The organism is Gemmatimonadota bacterium, from assembly GCA_016713785.1.
GTDB lineage: Bacteria > Gemmatimonadota > Gemmatimonadetes > Gemmatimonadales > GWC2-71-9 > JADJOM01.
The window spans coordinates 95,818-110,728 of record JADJOM010000003.1 but is presented as its reverse complement, the minus strand read 5'-3'; the positions used below and the strand labels follow the sequence as shown (position 1 = coordinate 110,728).

9 protein-coding genes are annotated in these 14,911 nt (G+C 72.6%); 2 read left to right on the top strand and 7 right to left on the bottom strand.

Annotated elements, in window-relative coordinates; translation table 11 throughout:
- The first annotated feature begins 144 nt into the window (after positions 1 to 144).
- Positions 145 to 1,356, top strand: a complete 1,212-nt coding sequence (locus IPJ95_08110) for a hypothetical protein (protein ID MBK7923581.1) — start codon at positions 145 to 147, stop codon at positions 1,354 to 1,356.
- A gap of 291 nt (positions 1,357 to 1,647) precedes the next feature.
- Here the strand turns inward: IPJ95_08110 and leuB are convergent, their stop codons facing one another.
- From leuB to IPJ95_08075, 7 genes are read right to left on the bottom strand one after another with little or no spacing between them, the layout of a single operon-like run.
- A complete protein-coding gene (gene leuB / locus IPJ95_08105; protein ID MBK7923580.1) occupies positions 1,648 to 2,742 on the bottom strand; it encodes a 3-isopropylmalate dehydrogenase in 1,095 nt (364 codons plus the stop codon).
- A complete protein-coding gene (leuD, locus tag IPJ95_08100; GenBank protein ID MBK7923579.1) occupies positions 2,739 to 3,353 on the bottom strand; it encodes a 3-isopropylmalate dehydratase small subunit in 615 nt (204 codons plus the stop codon). Before leuD ends, leuB begins: the two co-directional genes overlap by 4 nt.
- Positions 3,354 to 3,356: 3 nt before the next feature.
- The gene (leuC, locus tag IPJ95_08095; protein MBK7923578.1) at positions 3,357 to 4,790 is read right to left on the bottom strand and encodes a 3-isopropylmalate dehydratase large subunit; all 1,434 of its coding nucleotides are present in this window, start codon (positions 4,788 to 4,790) and stop codon (positions 3,357 to 3,359) included.
- Positions 4,791 to 4,793: 3 nt separating this feature from the next.
- Complete coding sequence (gene ilvC / locus IPJ95_08090; GenBank protein MBK7923577.1) at positions 4,794 to 5,870, bottom strand: ketol-acid reductoisomerase; 1,077 nt, start codon at positions 5,868 to 5,870, stop codon at positions 4,794 to 4,796.
- A gap of 40 nt (positions 5,871 to 5,910) precedes the next feature.
- Positions 5,911 to 6,462, bottom strand: a complete 552-nt coding sequence (gene ilvN / locus IPJ95_08085; GenBank protein MBK7923576.1) for an acetolactate synthase small subunit — start codon at positions 6,460 to 6,462, stop codon at positions 5,911 to 5,913.
- Between the two features lie 8 nt (positions 6,463 to 6,470).
- Complete coding sequence (ilvB, locus tag IPJ95_08080) at positions 6,471 to 8,168, bottom strand: biosynthetic-type acetolactate synthase large subunit (GenBank protein ID MBK7923575.1); 1,698 nt, start codon at positions 8,166 to 8,168, stop codon at positions 6,471 to 6,473.
- Positions 8,165 to 9,718, bottom strand: a complete 1,554-nt coding sequence (locus tag IPJ95_08075) for a 2-isopropylmalate synthase (protein MBK7923574.1) — start codon at positions 9,716 to 9,718, stop codon at positions 8,165 to 8,167. Before IPJ95_08075 ends, ilvB begins: the two co-directional genes overlap by 4 nt.
- Positions 9,719 to 10,227: 509 nt before the next feature.
- Here IPJ95_08075 and IPJ95_08070 point away from each other — a divergent pair.
- Positions 10,228 to 14,862 (top strand): glutamate synthase subunit alpha, encoded by a 4,635-nt coding sequence (locus IPJ95_08070; protein ID MBK7923573.1) that lies wholly within the window; start codon positions 10,228 to 10,230, stop codon positions 14,860 to 14,862.
- The last annotated feature ends 49 nt before the right edge of the window (positions 14,863 to 14,911 follow it).

Here is a 14,911-nt window from a genome sequence, read left to right as displayed (position 1 = left end):
GACCGGCACGTCGATGAAGTGGGGCGTGTGAGGGATCCGCCTTGTACTTACGCCGCGCCGATGGCGGGTGCGTCGTGGTACTGAAGTTGCCTTCGCCCGGTCGCAGTCCGGTGATCCGACCCGAACCGATGCGGAGCGCGACAGGTGATCGAGTCGCAGGGAAGTGCGCTGCAGCCATGGGTGCGTCTCGGGCTCCTGCCGGCCCTGCTCGCCTGCGGCGGCCTGCTCGGCTGGGTGACCCGCGCCGCCCGGGCGCGGCGTTCCGAGCGCCGGCAGCAGGTGCGGTCGGAGGAGTGCTGCGCCCGCCTCGAGCACGACCTCGCCCGCGCGCGGCTGCGGGAGCGGGAACTGGCCGAGACCACGAAGGGGATGGAACGGGAGGCGCAGGAGGCCCGCGACACCCTCCGGAGCGAGAAGGCGCGGCTGACGACGGCGCTGGCGGAGCTCGAGCGCACCTTGGCCGGGACCAGCCTCGCGCTCGCCGACTCCCACACCTCGCTTCAGGAATGCACCCGACTGGCCGATGACCTGCGTCGCGCCGTGCAGCTCCGGGAGGACGCCCTCCGGGCCGTCGAGACCCGGATGGCCGCGCTGGAGCGCGAGCGGGCGGCGGCCGTGGCCGGCCTCGAGGAAGCACGCAATCGTGAACAGCTCCTCCAGGGGGCCCTCGATCGGCAAGCCGCCGAGTGGGCGCTCCGGTCCGCGGAGACCACGCAGGTGACCGCCGTCGAGGCGCGGCTGGGGGAGGCGCAGGAGGAGACCACCCGCCTGCGCGCGCAGCTGGCCGAGAGCCGCGAGCTGGAGCGGGTGCTCCGGCGCCACTGGGCCGACGCCGAGGCGGCGCTGCGTGAGTCCACGGCGCGACACGCGGCGCGGGCGGGCGAGGAAGCCGCCGCCCGCGGCCGGCTGCAGTCCCGGCTGGCGGAGCTCGAGCCGCTGGCCATGCGGATCCGGGAGCTCGAGCGGGAGCTGGCCGACTCCGAGCGCCAGCGCCAGGCGGCGGCCCGCGATCTCGGCCTGGAAATCCAGCGGTTGCGGGAGCGCCTCGCGCGGCCGGCCGAGCTGGCGGCTCACGCGGCGCGGCCACGCGCCGGGCACCTCGAGGCCCGGGACGACCTCAAGCTGATCCCAGGCATCGGCCCGGTGATTGCGCGGTTGCTCAACCGGCACGGGGTGACCAGCTACCGCCAGATCGCGGAGTGGACCGACCAGGACGTCGAACGCATCGCGGACGTGCTGGGAAGCTTCTCGAGCCGCATCCACCGCGACCGCTGGCGCGACGGCGCCCGGGACGCGCACCGGCGGAAGTACGGCGAGGACCTGCCGGCCGGCGCCACGGCGCCCGGCGCCGGCTGACATCGCGAAACTACCGGGCCCCCGTCTCGTTGTATTCCCCGTCCCACAGGGAATCCAACACCACGGAGGCCCGCATGCTGTGCCAGCGTTGTCACACCGGGGAGGCCATCACCCGGGACGGTCAGACGGTGATCTGTCACCTCTTCGGCGAGGTCGAGGGCGCCTTCTGCCCCGACTGCCTGGTGGCGCTGCAGCGCCCCTACGACGCGGCCTTGCGCGCGCGGATCTCCGACCGTGTGCCGGCCCTGAGCGACGCCGACCTGGCCCGGTTCCCGGACCAGATGCTCAAGTTCACGCTGTGCCTGCCGATCCCGCCGGGGTCCGCTGCCGGATCCGACCAACGATCCGCGCCGCCATCTCCCGGGTCCCGATGACCGCATCCCCGTCGCGGGCGATGTCGCGGGTGCGCGCACCCGTCCCGAGCGCATGGGCCACCGCCTCGTCGATCGCGTCGGCGGCGGCGGGATGCCCGAGGCTGTAGCGGAGCAGCATCGCGACGCTGCCGATGGTCCCGATCGGGTTGGCGACGTCCTTCCCCGCGAGCGGGGGCGCCGACCCGTGGATCGGCTCGTAGAGGCCAGCGCCGGCGCCGAGTGAGGCGGAGGGCAGCAGGCCGAGCGACCCGGCCAGGACCGCCGCCTCATCGCTCAGGATGTCGCCGAACATGTTCTCGGTGAGCACCACGTCGAGGCTCGACGGGTCGGTGACCAGCCGCATGGCGGCGTAATCCACGTAGATGTGCTCCACCGCCACGTCCGGATACGCGGCGGCCATGCCGGTCACCACCGCCCGCCACAGCTGCGACGTCTCCAGCACGTTCGCCTTGTCCACCGAGAGCAGCCGCTTCCGCCGGCCGCGGGCTGCCTCGAAGGCGATCCGCGCCACCCGCTCGATCTCCGGCCGGGTGTAGCGCAGGGTGTTGACCGCCACCTGGCCGTCGTTGCCGCGGGGCTCGCCGTAGTACAGTCCACCGGTCAGTTCCCGGACGATCAGCAGGTCGGTGCCCGCGAGGCGCTCGGGCCGCAGCGGCGAGGCGTGGGCGAGCGCGGGGTGCGCCGCGACCGGCCGCAGGTTGGCATAGACCCCGAGCGCGGCGCGCAGCGCCAGGAGCCCGGTTTCGGGCTTGAGGTGCCGGGGCGCCGCGTCGAGCGAGGGGTCGCCCACCGCGCCGAGCAACACCGCCTCGGCATGCCGGATGCCGTCGCGGGTGACCGCCGGAAAGGGATCCCCGTGGGCGGCCACCGCCGCCGCACCCATCGGGTACTCGGTGGCGCGGATCGTGAGGCCGAAGCGGTCGGCGGCGGCGTGCAGCACCGCGAGGCCCGCCGCCACCACCTCGGGGCCGATGCCGTCGCCCGGCAGGATGGCGATCGCGTGCGTGCTCATGCGCCGAACCGCGCGAGCAGGGAGGCCCGGCGTCGCTCGAATGCCGCGATCGCCGGTTCGAGCAGCAGCGTCCGCCCGATCTCGTCGAGCCCGGTCAGCAGCGAGTCCCGCCGGTACGCATCCATGGTGAACCCCGCGTGGAAGCCCGCCGGGTCCCGCACCTCGTTCCGCTCCAGGTCCACGGTGACCGTGTAGGCCCCGGTCGCGGCGCCGTGACGCCGGAACAGCTCCGCCATCTCCTCCGGGGCCAGGCGCACCGGCAGGATCCCGTTCTGGCAGCAGTTGGCGTAGAAGATGTCCGCGAACGACTCGCTGAGGATGGCGCGGAAGCCGTACTCCCCGAGGGCCCAGGGGGCGTGCTCGCGGGAGGAACCGCAGCCGAAGTTGGGCCCCGCGATCAGGACGGTGGCCCCCGCCGCCCGCGGCAGGTTGAGCTCGAAAGCGGGATCGGGGCTGCCATCGGCGCGGTAGCGCCAGTCGTGGAACAGCGCCGGCCCGAAACCGGTCCGCTCCACCCGCTTCAGGAACTGCTTGGGGATGATCTGGTCGGTGTCGACGTTCACCCGCGGCAGCGCCGCGGTGACACCGGTATGGACGGTGAACGGGGTCATGGCTCAGCCCACCAGCATCGCTTCATCGGCGAACGCCAGGCGGCGGACGTCGGTGAGGTGTCCGGTGACCGCGGCGGCGGCGGCCATCGCGGGGCTCACCAGGTGGGTGCGGCCACCCTTGCCCTGCCGCCCCTCGAAGTTCCGGTTGGAGGTCGAGGCGCAGCGCTCCCCGGGCGCGAGGATGTCCGGGTTCATGCCCAGGCACATCGAGCAGCCGGCGTTGCGCCACTCGAAGCCGGCGGTCAGGAAGACCTGCTCCAGGCCCTCCCGCTCCGCCTGGGCCTTCACCGCCATGGAGCCGGGGACCACCATCGCCCGCACCCCCGCCGCCACGCGGCGCCCGCGCACCACCCGCGCGGCCTCGCGGAGGTCGTCGATGCGCGCGTTGGTGCAGCTGCCGATGAACACCCGGTCCACCGGCGTCCCCTCGAGCGCCTGCCCCGGCGTGAGCCCCATGTAGGCCAGCGCCCGGGACAGCGCCTCCCGGTCGGCGGCGCTGGCGCAGGCGTCCGGGTCGGGCACCGTGCCGTCGATGCCGGTTACCATCCCCGGGCTGGTGCCCCAGGTGACCTGCGGCGCCAGCGCACTCACGTCGATCACCACCCGGCGGTCGTAGCGGGCGCCCGGGTCGCTCACCAGCAGGCTCCAGCGATCCACGGCGGCGGTCCAGGCCCGGCCCGCGGGGACCTTGGGCCGTCCCATCAGGTAGGCAAAGGTGGTCTCGTCCGGGGCGATCATGCCGGCCCGCGCCCCGGCTTCGATCGACATGTTGCACACCGTCATGCGCCCTTCCATGGAGAGCGCCCGGATGGCCGGCCCGGTGTACTCGATCACGTGGCCCGTGGCCCCGGCGGTGCCGATCCGCCCGATGAGCGCCAGCACCAGGTCCTTGGCCCCGACCCCCGGCGCCGGCACCCCGGTGAAGTGCGCCTCCAGCGTGCGCGGCTTCTGGAAGAGCACGGTCTGGGTGGCGAGCACGTGCTCCACCTCGCTCGTGCCGATGCCGAAGGCCAGCGCGCCGAAGGCGCCGTGGGTGGAGGTATGCGAGTCGCCGCAGACGATGGTCATCCCCGGCTGGGTGGCGCCGAGTTCCGGGCCGATCACGTGCACGATGCCCTGGCCCGGCGACGCGAGGTCGTGGAGCTCGATGCCGTAGTCCCGCGCGTTCTGCAGCAGGAGGTCGACCTGGCGGCGCGCGACCGCATCGGCGATCGGGAGGCTCCGGTCGCCGGTGGGGACGTTGTGGTCCACGGTGGCGAGGGTGAGGTCGGGCCGCCGCACCCGGCGGCCCGCCAGCCGCAGCCCCTCGAAGGCCTGCGGGGTGGTGACCTCGTGGATGAGGTGCAGGTCCACGTACAGCAGCGCCGGGCCCCCGTCGCCCAGTGGCTGGACGACGTGGGCCTCCCAGACCTTGTCGAAGAGGGTGCGACCGGACATGACTCAGACGGCCGCGGGGGCCGGGCTGCGGGGCCGCGCGGCGGCCTGCGCCGCCTTCCCCTCCTCGGACCACGGCATCATGGCCCGGAGCTGCGCCCCCACCACCTCGATCGGGTGCGTCAGGTCGGCCTGGCGCATCCGGGCGAAGTTCTTCCCGCCCCCGCGGTGCTCGGCCAGCCACTCCCGCGCGAACTGCCCGCTCTGCACCTCGGCGAGGATCTTCCGCATCTCCGCCTTGGTGGCGTCGGTGATGATCCGCGGCCCGCGGGTGTAGTCGCCGAACTCGGCGGTGTCGCTGATCGAGTAGCGCATGAACTTGAGGCCGCCCCGGTTGATCAGGTCGACGATCAGCTTGAGCTCGTGCAGGCACTCGAAGTACGCCATCTCGGGGCGGTACCCCGCCTCGGTGAGGGTCTCGAAGCCCGCCTTGATCAGGGCCGACACGCCGCCGCAGAGCACCGCCTGCTCGCCGAAGAGGTCGGTCTCGGTCTCCTCGCGGAAGCTGGTCTCGATGATGCCGGCCCGGGCACAGCCGATGCCGGCGCCGTAGGCCAGCGCGTTGGCCAGCGCCTGCCCGCTCGCGTCCTGGTGCACCGCCACCAGCCCCGGCACGCCGCGGCCGCCCTCGTACTCGCTCCGCACCAGGTGGCCCGGCGATTTCGGCGCGATCATGCTCACGTCCACTTCGGCCGGGGGCAGGATCTCCTGGAAGTGCACGTTGAAGCCGTGGGCGAACATCAGCGTCTTGCCCCGGGTCAGGTTGGGACCCACCGACTCGTCATAGATCGTCCGGCCATCCTGGTCGGGCACCAGCATCATGATCACGTCGGCGGCCCGGGCGGCCTCGGCCACCGGCAGCACCCGGAGGCCCGCGGCCTCCGCCTTGCGCCAGGAGCCGCCCCCGGGCCGCAGCCCCACGACCACCGTGGCGCCGCTGTCGCGGAGGTTGAGGGCGTGCGCGTGGCCCTGGCTGCCATAGCCGATGATCGCAATCGTGCGGCCCGCGAGGCGCCGGAGGTCCGCGTCCTGGTCGTAGTAGATCCGCGGGCTCGTGGCGGAACGGTCGCTCTGGGAAGTCATCGTGGCTCCAAACACGGGGTGATGGACATCGGGAACGGACTCAGGCGGGGATCGCGCTGGGCACGCGCGGCGCCGCGGCGCCGCCGGCGGGCACCGCCGCCGCGGGCTCGGGAGCCGGCCGGGGCGGCAGCGACAGCGCGCTCCCGCGGACCAGGTCGACCAGGCCGAAGGGCTCGAGGGCCCGCAGGAACGACACCATGAAGGGCGGGGCGCCGGTGGCCTCGACCACCAGGTCGTGGGCGCTCTCCTCGACCACCCGCGCGTCGTACAGCGCCACCGTGTCGAGCAGCGCCGAGAGGTGCACCGGCGCCACCCGCACCCGGGCCAGCGCGTGCTCCCGCGCGGTGCATTCGCCCTCGGGGTGCACGGTCACGCCGCGCACCTCGGTGAGCTTCCGGAAGTGGTTGGCCATCCGCTCGGTGGCGGCGGCCTCGCCAGTCACCACGACCACCAGCCGACTGGTGCCGGTCCGGCCCGTCGGCCCCCAGGTGACGCCCCCCAGCGCCAGGTTGCGGCGCCGGACGATGCCCACGGCCCGGTTGAGGGCCAGCAGGTCGTCCTCCATCAGGACCGTCACCACCCAGGTCGGCACCGGGGCGCTCAAGTGGCCGGAGCGGCGGCGGGCGCCGACTCGATGGGCTCGGACAGCGAGCCGCCCGGCGGGATCATCGGGAACACGTTGGCCTCCTGCTCGATCAGGAACTCCACCAGGGCGGGCCCCGGCTCGCGGATGGCGCGCGCCACCGCCTCCTCCACCTGCCCGGCCCGCTCCACCCGGTAGCCGGCGATGCCGTAGGCCTCCGCCAGCTTCACGTAGTCGGGGCTCCAGATCGGCGTGGCGGAGTAGCGGCGGCCATGGAAGAACTGCTGCCACTGCCGCACCATCCCGAGGTAGCCGTTGTTGAAGATGGCCATCTTCACCGGCACCCCCTCCTGCACCATCGTGGCCATCTCCTGCATGTTCATCTGGAAGCCGCCGTCGCCGCTGATGGCCCAGACCGGCCGGTCGGGGCGGGCGAAGTGCACCCCCATCGCCGCGGGCACCGCGAAGCCCATCGTGCCGAGCCCGCCCGAGGTGATGTGGCTGTTGCGTTCCTCGTAGCCGAACAGCTTGGCCACCCACATCTGGTGCTGGCCCACGTCGCTCACGATCGTGGTCCCCGCCCCGCTCGCCTCGCGGATGCCGGCGAGGATGGTCTCCGGCGCCATCTCGCCCCGGAAGGCCTCCTGCCGGGCGCGGGCCATCGCCCGGATCTCGGCCCGCCATTCCTCGCACGACCGGGGCGCCACCTGCTCCACCAGGCGAGCCGTCAGCTGGCGCGCGTCGCCCACCAGGCCCACCGCCACCGGGATGTTCTTGCCGATCTCGGTGCGGTCGAGGTCGAGGTGGATGATCCGCGCCTGCGGCGCGAAGCCCGCGGTGTTGCCGGTCACCCGGTCGTCGAACCGCAGCCCGATGGCGAGGATCACGTCGGCCTGCTGGATGGCGCGGTTGACGTGGACCTCGCCATGCATCCCCGGCATGCCCAGGTGCAGCGGGTGCGATTCCGGGAAGGCGCTGATGCCGAGCAAGGTCGTGACGACCGGGATTCCGGTCTTCTCCGCCAGGGCCCGGACCTCGGCGTAGGCGCCGGCCAGGACCACCCCGTGCCCCACCATGAGCAGCGGCCGCCGGGCCTCGTTGAGCAACCGCACCGCCTCGGCGAAGCCCTCGGGGGGCCGGCGCCCGGGCGGGGGATCCGCCGGGGCGCCGCCGCGGCGGCCCGGCCCGCTGCCCGCCCATTCCATCTTCTGGTTCTGCACGTCCTTCGGGATGTCGATCAGCACCGGGCCCGGCCGACCCTCCGTTGCCACGGCGAAGGCCTCCCGGACCTTCTCGGCCAGCTCGGTGATGTCGTCGACCACTACCGAGTGCTTGGTGATCGGCAGGGTGATGCCGACCACGTCGGTTTCCTGGAAGGCGTCGCGCCCGATCATGCCGCGCGGCACCTGGCCCGTGATCGCCACCACGGGGGAGCTGTCCATCTGCGCGGTGGCGATGCCGGTGACCAGGTTGGTGGCCCCGGGGCCCGAGGTGGCCACGCAGACCCCCGGCCGCCCCGACGCCCGGGCGTACCCGTCGGCGGCGTGGGCCGCGGCCTGCTCGTGCCGGACCAGGATGTGCCGCAGCCCCGGCGTCTCCGGCAGCGCGTGGTAGAAGGGCATGATCGCGCCGCCGGGATACCCGAACAGCACCTCCACCCGCTGCTCCTCGAGCAGCCGGCAGAGGACCTGGGCGCCGGAGAGGACCTCGCTCATACGCCCCAGTGCTGGGTGGCGTTGTACGCGGTGGCCTCCAGCCGCTCGGCGTGGCGCTCCTTGTTGAGCGCATGGACCAGCGCCCGGGCGCTGGCCTCCACGATGTCGGTCGAGGCCCCCTGCCCCGAGAGCGACTTGCCCCCGATGCGGCACTGCAGGAACACCTGCCCCACCGAATCGCGGCCCGGCGTCACCGAGCGGAGCGAGAGGTTGCTCACCTCCACCGGCCGTTCCAGGATCTCGCTGATCGCGGCAAAGGCCGCGGCGATCGGGCCGTCGCCCCGGGCCCGGGCGGCGCGTTCGCCGGCCCACGGGCCGGTCATCTTGACGTCCGCGTCGGCCGCGCCGCTCCCGCAGACGATCCGCAGGTGGGTGAGGTGGTACTCCTCGGGGGCGTCGTGGAAGCTCTCGTGCAGCAACGCCAGCAGGTCCTCGTCGAGGATCTCCCGCTTGCGGTCGGCCAGGGTGGTGAACTCCTTGTACAGCTCCGCCAGCTTCGCCTCCGCCAGGTCGTAGCCGAGTTCCTTGTAGCGCCGCTCCAGCGCATGCCGCCCGGAGTGCTTGCCGAGCACCAGGGTGGAGCGCGGGATGCCGACCGACTCGGGCCGGATGATCTCGTAGGTGAGCCCGTGCTGCAGCACGCCGTGCTGGTGGATGCCCGCCTCGTGCGCAAAGGCGTTGCGGCCCACGATGGCCTTGTTGGGCTGGGGGAAGCTGCCGGTGAGGTACGACAGCAGCTGGCTGGTGCGGTAGATCTCCTCGGACTTGATCCGGGTGGTGAAGCGGGCCAGCTGCGGCCGCACCCGGCTGGCCATGACGATCTCCTCCAGCGCCGCGTTCCCGGCCCGCTCGCCGATGCCATTGATGGTGCACTCCACCTGCCCCACCCCGGCCTCGACCGCCGCGAGCGAATTGGCCACCGCCAACCCGAGGTCGTCGTGGCAGTGCGCGCTGAAGATCACCCGGTCGGCGCCGGGCACCCGCTCGCGCACGGCGCGGAACATCGCGGCGTACTCCTCCGGCATGGCGTAGCCCACGGTGTCGGGGAGGTTGATGGTGGTCGCCCCCTCGGCGATGGCCATCTCCACCACGCGGCACAGGTAGTCGAGGTCGGTCCGGCTGGCATCCTCGGCCGAGAACTCCACATCGTCCGTGTGGCGCCGGGCCTGACGGATCGAGCGCCGGGCCAGCTCCAGCGCGTCCTCCCGGCTCATGCGGAGCTTGTGCTCCAGGTGCAGGTCGGAGGTCGAGAGGAAGATGTGCAGCCGCCCCCGGGCCGCGCCCTGGATCGCCTCGGCGGCGAGCTCGATGTCCTTGTCGTGGCAGCGGGCCAGCGCGGCGATCACCGGGCGCCGGATCTCCTGCGCGATCTCGCGCACGCTCCGGAAGTCGCCCTCGCTCGCGGCCGGAAAGCCGGCCTCCATGACGTCCACGCCGAGCGCGTCGAGCTGCCGGGCAAGCCGGAGCTTCTCCTCCGGGGTCATGGTGTTGCCGGGCGCCTGCTCGCCATCGCGGAGCGTGGTGTCGAAGATGATCACTTCCCTGGCCATACCGGATCTCCAGTCATTCTGCCGTGGCAGAAAACAAAAACCGCGGACCGTTGGGGTCCGCGGCATGGGGGGGCGTCGTCCTGCTCGCCGTTACTGCTCTCGCCCGTATGCGCCGCGGTCCCCGTACTCGAGTCCCAGAAGGACGAGCACGAGGCTAATAAGGACGAGCGCAAGCGGCAGCGACGAGAGCATCACGATCCTGTGTCGGACGGGTTCCGCGGCCGGGGCAACTTTATGCGCCGGCATGGATCATACAGTCTACGGATGGGCCCCGGCCCTGTCAAGACAGGGGCGCCCCCTCCCATCCGGCCGTGGACGGACTTGACCCGGCCCCACGAGGGTGTATTTTTATGCATATGCGCCGCAACCGCCCCGCCGCCGCCGTCCTTATTACCCCGGCCCTCCCGAATGGGAGCGGTCCCGGACGGTGATTGGCTGACCCCAGCCCGACGCTGCCCGGCCCGCTCCCAGATGGAGCGGGCTTTTTCGTGTCTGCCCGAGGAGTCGCGATGCCCACGCCCCCCCACCCCGCCCATCGCCGGACCGACACCGGCGAATCCCGCCGCGAGCACGACGCCTGCGGCGTCGGCTTCGTGGCCCGCGCCACCGGGGAACGCTCCCACGAGATCGTCCGCATGGCGCTCCAGGCGGTGGCCCGGGTGGCGCACCGCGGCGCGGCCTCGACTGACAACTCGGGGGACGGCGCCGGCATCCTGACCCAGATCCCGCAGCGGCTGTTCCACCGCGAGGCCTACCGCCTCGGCCTGCGCCTCAAGCCGGGGCAGCCCTTCGGCGTGGGCGCCTTCTTCCTCCCTCCCGATCACGAGCCGCTCACCCGGTCGCTCCGGCTGGTCGAGAAGGTGCTGGAGCGGAACGGGATCCCCTGCCTCGGCTGGCGGGAGGTGCCCGTCGAGCCGGCGGCCCTCGGCCCGCTGGCGCGGGCCAGCTGTCCCGCCATCCGGCAGGTGTTCGTGGGCCGGCCCCTCACCGCCCAGGACGACGACGCCTGGGAGCGGGCACTCTACCTGGCCCGCCGGGACATGGAGCGCGAGGCGGAGGCGGCGGGCTTCGCGCCGTTCTTCGTCTGTTCGCTCTCCTGCCGCACCATCGTCTACAAGGCGCTGCTGACCGGGGCCCAGCTCCCCGTGTTCTTCCCCGACCTCCGCTATCCCGAATACGAGAGCGCGGTGGCGCTCTTCCACCAGCGGTACTCGACCAACACCCTGCCGAGCTGGCCCTTGGCGCAGCCCTTCCGGATGATCGCCCACAACGGGGAGATCAACACGCTGTGGGGCAACCAGAACGCGATGGCCGCCCGCGAAGCCGACCTGGCCAGCCCGATCTGGGGCCACGACATCGAGCGGCTCAAGCCGGTGATCGCGCCCGGCGGCAGCGACTCGGCGGGGTTCGACAACACCATGGAGCTGCTGGTGCGCTCCGGCCGCGACCCGCTGCACACCATCATGATGCTGGTGCCGCAGGCCTGGGAGCGGTATCCCGACGTGGAACCGGCCATCCGTGATTTTTATCGCTTCCACGCCCACCTCACGGAGCCGTGGGACGGGCCCGCCGCGCTGGCCTTCACCGATGGCGTGATCGCGGGGGCCGCGACCGACCGCAACGGCCTCCGCCCCTGCCGCTACAAGGTGACCCGCGACCAGCTGGTGGTGGCGGGGTCCGAGGTGGGGCTGGTGGACCTCGACCCGCGTGACGTCGTCGAGAGCGGCCGGCTCGGGCCCTGCGAGTTCATCGCGGTGGACCTGACGCACGGGACCGTCCTGCGCAACATGGACGTGAAGCGGCGGGTGGCCTCGCGCCAGCCATACGGGCAGTGGTGCCGCGACAACATGCAGGTCCTCGAGGCCGACCCGCAGCATCGCTTCACGCCCCTCGAGGCGCGGGCGCTGGCGGCGCAGGAGACCGCCTTCGGCTACGGCAATGAGGACCTGCGGTTCGTGCTGGAGGCGATGGGCGGTGCCGGCCTCGACCCGGTCTGGAGCATGGGGGATGACGCCCCGATCCCGCCGCTCGCCCACACCCCCATCGGGGCGTACAGCTACATCCGGCAGCGCTTCGCCCAGGTCACCAACCCGCCGATCGATCCGCTGCGGGAGTCGGTGGTGATGTCGCTCCGGGTGCACATGGGCAAGCACGGGAGCTTTCTCGTCGAGCATCCCGCCCTCGCCCGGGTGCTCCGGGTGGACCACCCGGTGGTGCTTGACGAGGAGATGGCGGCGCTGCGCAACACGCCAGGCTTCTCCTGCGTGACGTTGAGCACGGTCTGGCCCGCCGCCGCGGGCCCTGAGGGGCTCCGCGCCGCGCTCGACCGGCTCTGCGCCGAGGCCGACCACGCCGCGCGCAACGGCGCCCGCCTGCTGGTGCTGAGCGACCGTGCCGCCGACCGCGAGTTCGCCCCGGTCCCGATGCTGCTCGCCGTCGGCGCCGTGCGCCGCCACCTCATGGACAGCGGGCTCCGCATGCGGCTCGGCATCGTGGCCGAGACCGGCGACGCGTGGGATATCCACCACTTCGCCACATTGATCGGTTACGGCTGCGAGGTGGTCTACCCGTGGCTGGCGCTGCAGTCGGTCAGCGCCCTCTTCGCGACCCCGCCGGCCCCTGAGGAGGGGGGCGAGCCATCGCCCGCGGCCCGGCCGAGTGGCGCGGCGCGGCGCGCCAGCCGGTACGACGTGGCGGAGCGGCCGGAGCCCGAGGAGGCGCGGCGCCGCTTCCGCGCCGCGGCGGAGAAGGGCCTGCTCAAGATCATGTCGAAGATGGGCATCTCGGTCCTGCCCTCGTACAACGGCGCGCAGATCTTCGAGTGCCTGGGCCTGGGGCGCGACGTGGTGGAGCGCTGCTTCCGCGGTACGGACTCGCTCATCGGCGGGATCGGATTCGAGGAGCTCGCCGAGGATGTGCTCACCCGGCACCGCGCGGCGTACGGTCCGGCCGCCGGCGATCCTCCCGCGGTGCCCGACTACGGCCGCATCCGCTTCCGCAAGGATGGCGAGGAGCATGGGTGGGCCCCGCCGGTGGTGGTGGCCCTGCAGAAGGCGGTGAAGGCGGAGGCCACCGATCACGCCGCGGGCTACGCGAAGTTCCGGGAGTACGTCACGCGGGTGGAGGAGCGCCGCCCCTGCAATCCGCGCGACCTGCTCGACTTCCGCCGCGGCACCCCGGTGCCGCTCGCCGAGGTGGAACCGGTCGAGAGGATCATGCGCCGGTTCATCTCGTCGGCCATGTCGCTCGGCGCGCTGTCGCCGGAGGCGCACGCCACCCTCTCGATCGGGATGAACCGGATCGGCGCCCGCTCCAACTCCGGCGAGGGTGGCGAGGACCCGTTCAACTACACCCCGCTGCCCAACGGGGACCGGGTGGACAACCGGATCAAGCAGGTGGCCTCGGGACGCTTCGGGGTGACCACCGAGTACCTGATCCGCGCCGAGGAGCTCGAGATCAAGGTGGTCCAGGGCGCCAAGCCGGGCGAGGGCGGCCAGCTGCCCGGCCACAAGGTGACCGAGCTGATCGCCCGGCTGCGGCACTCGGTGCCGGGGATCCCGCTCATCTCCCCGCCACCCCACCACGACATCTACAGCATCGAGGACCTGGCCCAGCTCATCCTCGACCTCAAGACGGTGAACCCGCGGGCGCGGGTCGGGGTGAAGCTGGTGGCCGAGTCGGGTGTCGGCACCGTGGCGGCCGGCGTGGCCAAGGCCTATGCCGACTACGTGCTGATCGCCGGCCACAGCGGCGGCACCGGGGCGTCCCCGCTTTCGTCCATCAAGCACGCCGGCAGCCCGTGGGAGCTGGGGCTCGCGGAGGCGCAGGCCATGCTCGTGGCCAGCGGCCTGCGGCACCGGATCGAGGTGCGCACCGATGGCGGGTTCAAGAGCGGCCGGGACGTGGTGCTCGCCGCGCTGCTTGGCGCCGAGACCTTCGGGTTCGGGACTGCCCCGCTGGTGGCGATCGGCTGCGCCATGGCCCGGCAGTGCCACCTCAACACCTGCCCCACCGGCATCGCCACCCAGCGCGCCGACCTCCGCGCCAAGTTCAAGGGCACCCCCGACCAGGTGGTCACGTTCTTCAGCTTCGTGGCCGAGCAGGTCCGGGAGATCCTCGCGAGCCTGGGCGCGCGGACGCTGGACGAGATCATCGGCCGGGCCGACCTGCTGACCCGCATCGAGCGGCCCGACACGCCCCGGGCCCAGATGCTCGACCTCTCGATGCTCATGGCGCGGGCGCTGCCGGCGGCGGGTACCGCGTCCCACCGGACCCTGGAACGCAACGACCGCCCGGGCGTGGTGTACCTCGACGATGAAATCCTCGAGGAATGCGGCAGCCACCTGGAGCAGGGACTCCCCTTCTCCGGCTTTTACGACATCAAGAACCACCACCTCGCGGTCGGCGCCCGGGTGGCGGGACGCATCGCGGCCCGCCATGGCGACGCCGGCCTCCCCGCCGGTTCGGCGCAGCTGCGGTTCCGCGGCAGCGCGGGCCAGAGCTTCGGCGCCTTCGCCATCAAGGGGATGTCCCTCGACCTCGAGGGCGAGGCCAACGACTACGTGGGCAAGGGGCTCTCCGGCGGGGAGATCAGCATCCGGCCCTTCCGGCAGGCGGCCTACGCGCAGGCCACCCACGAGAACACCATCGTGGGGAATACCTGCCTCTACGGCGCCACCGGCGGGCGGCTGTTCGCCGCCGGCCAGGCCGCCAGCCGCTTCGCGGTCCGCAACTCGGGCGCCACGGCGGTCATCGAGGGCGCGGGCAACCACTGCTGCGAGTACATGACCGGCGGGCTGGTGGTGGTGCTCGGCCCGGTGGGGCGGAACTTCGGGGCGGGCATGTCGAATGGCGTGGCGTTTGTGCTCGACGAGACCGGCGGCTTCCCGAGCCGGGTGAACATGGACATGGTCCGGGTGGACAGCTGCACCGACCAGGACGCGGCGGAATTGCTGATCCTGATTCACGAACACCAGGAGAAGACCGGGAGCGCCCGGGCCCGGATGCTCATCGAGCGCTGGTCGGAGTTCCGGCCGTTGTTCCGGAAGGTGGTGCCCAACACCACCCCGACCGCGCCCAAAGTGGCCAGCACACCGGTGGTCCCCGCACCGGAGCCGGTGCCGGTGCCCGCGGGCAGCCGGTAGGGAGCACTGGCTGGCCGCCGGGGAGCGGTGCGCTCGAGGCATGACCCTG

Excerpts from the sequence above, each read along its gene's own strand:
- leuD (MBK7923579.1), bottom strand. The coding sequence starts at position 3,353 with ATGACCCCGTTCACCGTCCATACCGGTGTCACCGCGGCGCTGCCGCGG.
- ilvC (MBK7923577.1), bottom strand. The coding sequence starts at position 5,870 with ATGACTTCCCAGAGCGACCGTTCCGCCACGAGCCCGCGGATCTACTAC.
- IPJ95_08070 (MBK7923573.1), top strand. The coding sequence starts at position 10,228 with ATGCCCACGCCCCCCCACCCCGCCCATCGCCGGACCGACACCGGCGAA.
- leuC (MBK7923578.1), bottom strand. The coding sequence starts at position 4,790 with ATGTCCGGTCGCACCCTCTTCGACAAGGTCTGGGAGGCCCACGTCGTC.
- leuB (MBK7923580.1), bottom strand. The coding sequence starts at position 2,742 with ATGAGCACGCACGCGATCGCCATCCTGCCGGGCGACGGCATCGGCCCC.
- IPJ95_08075 (MBK7923574.1), bottom strand. The coding sequence starts at position 9,718 with ATGGCCAGGGAAGTGATCATCTTCGACACCACGCTCCGCGATGGCGAG.
- ilvB (MBK7923575.1), bottom strand. The coding sequence starts at position 8,168 with ATGAGCGAGGTCCTCTCCGGCGCCCAGGTCCTCTGCCGGCTGCTCGAG.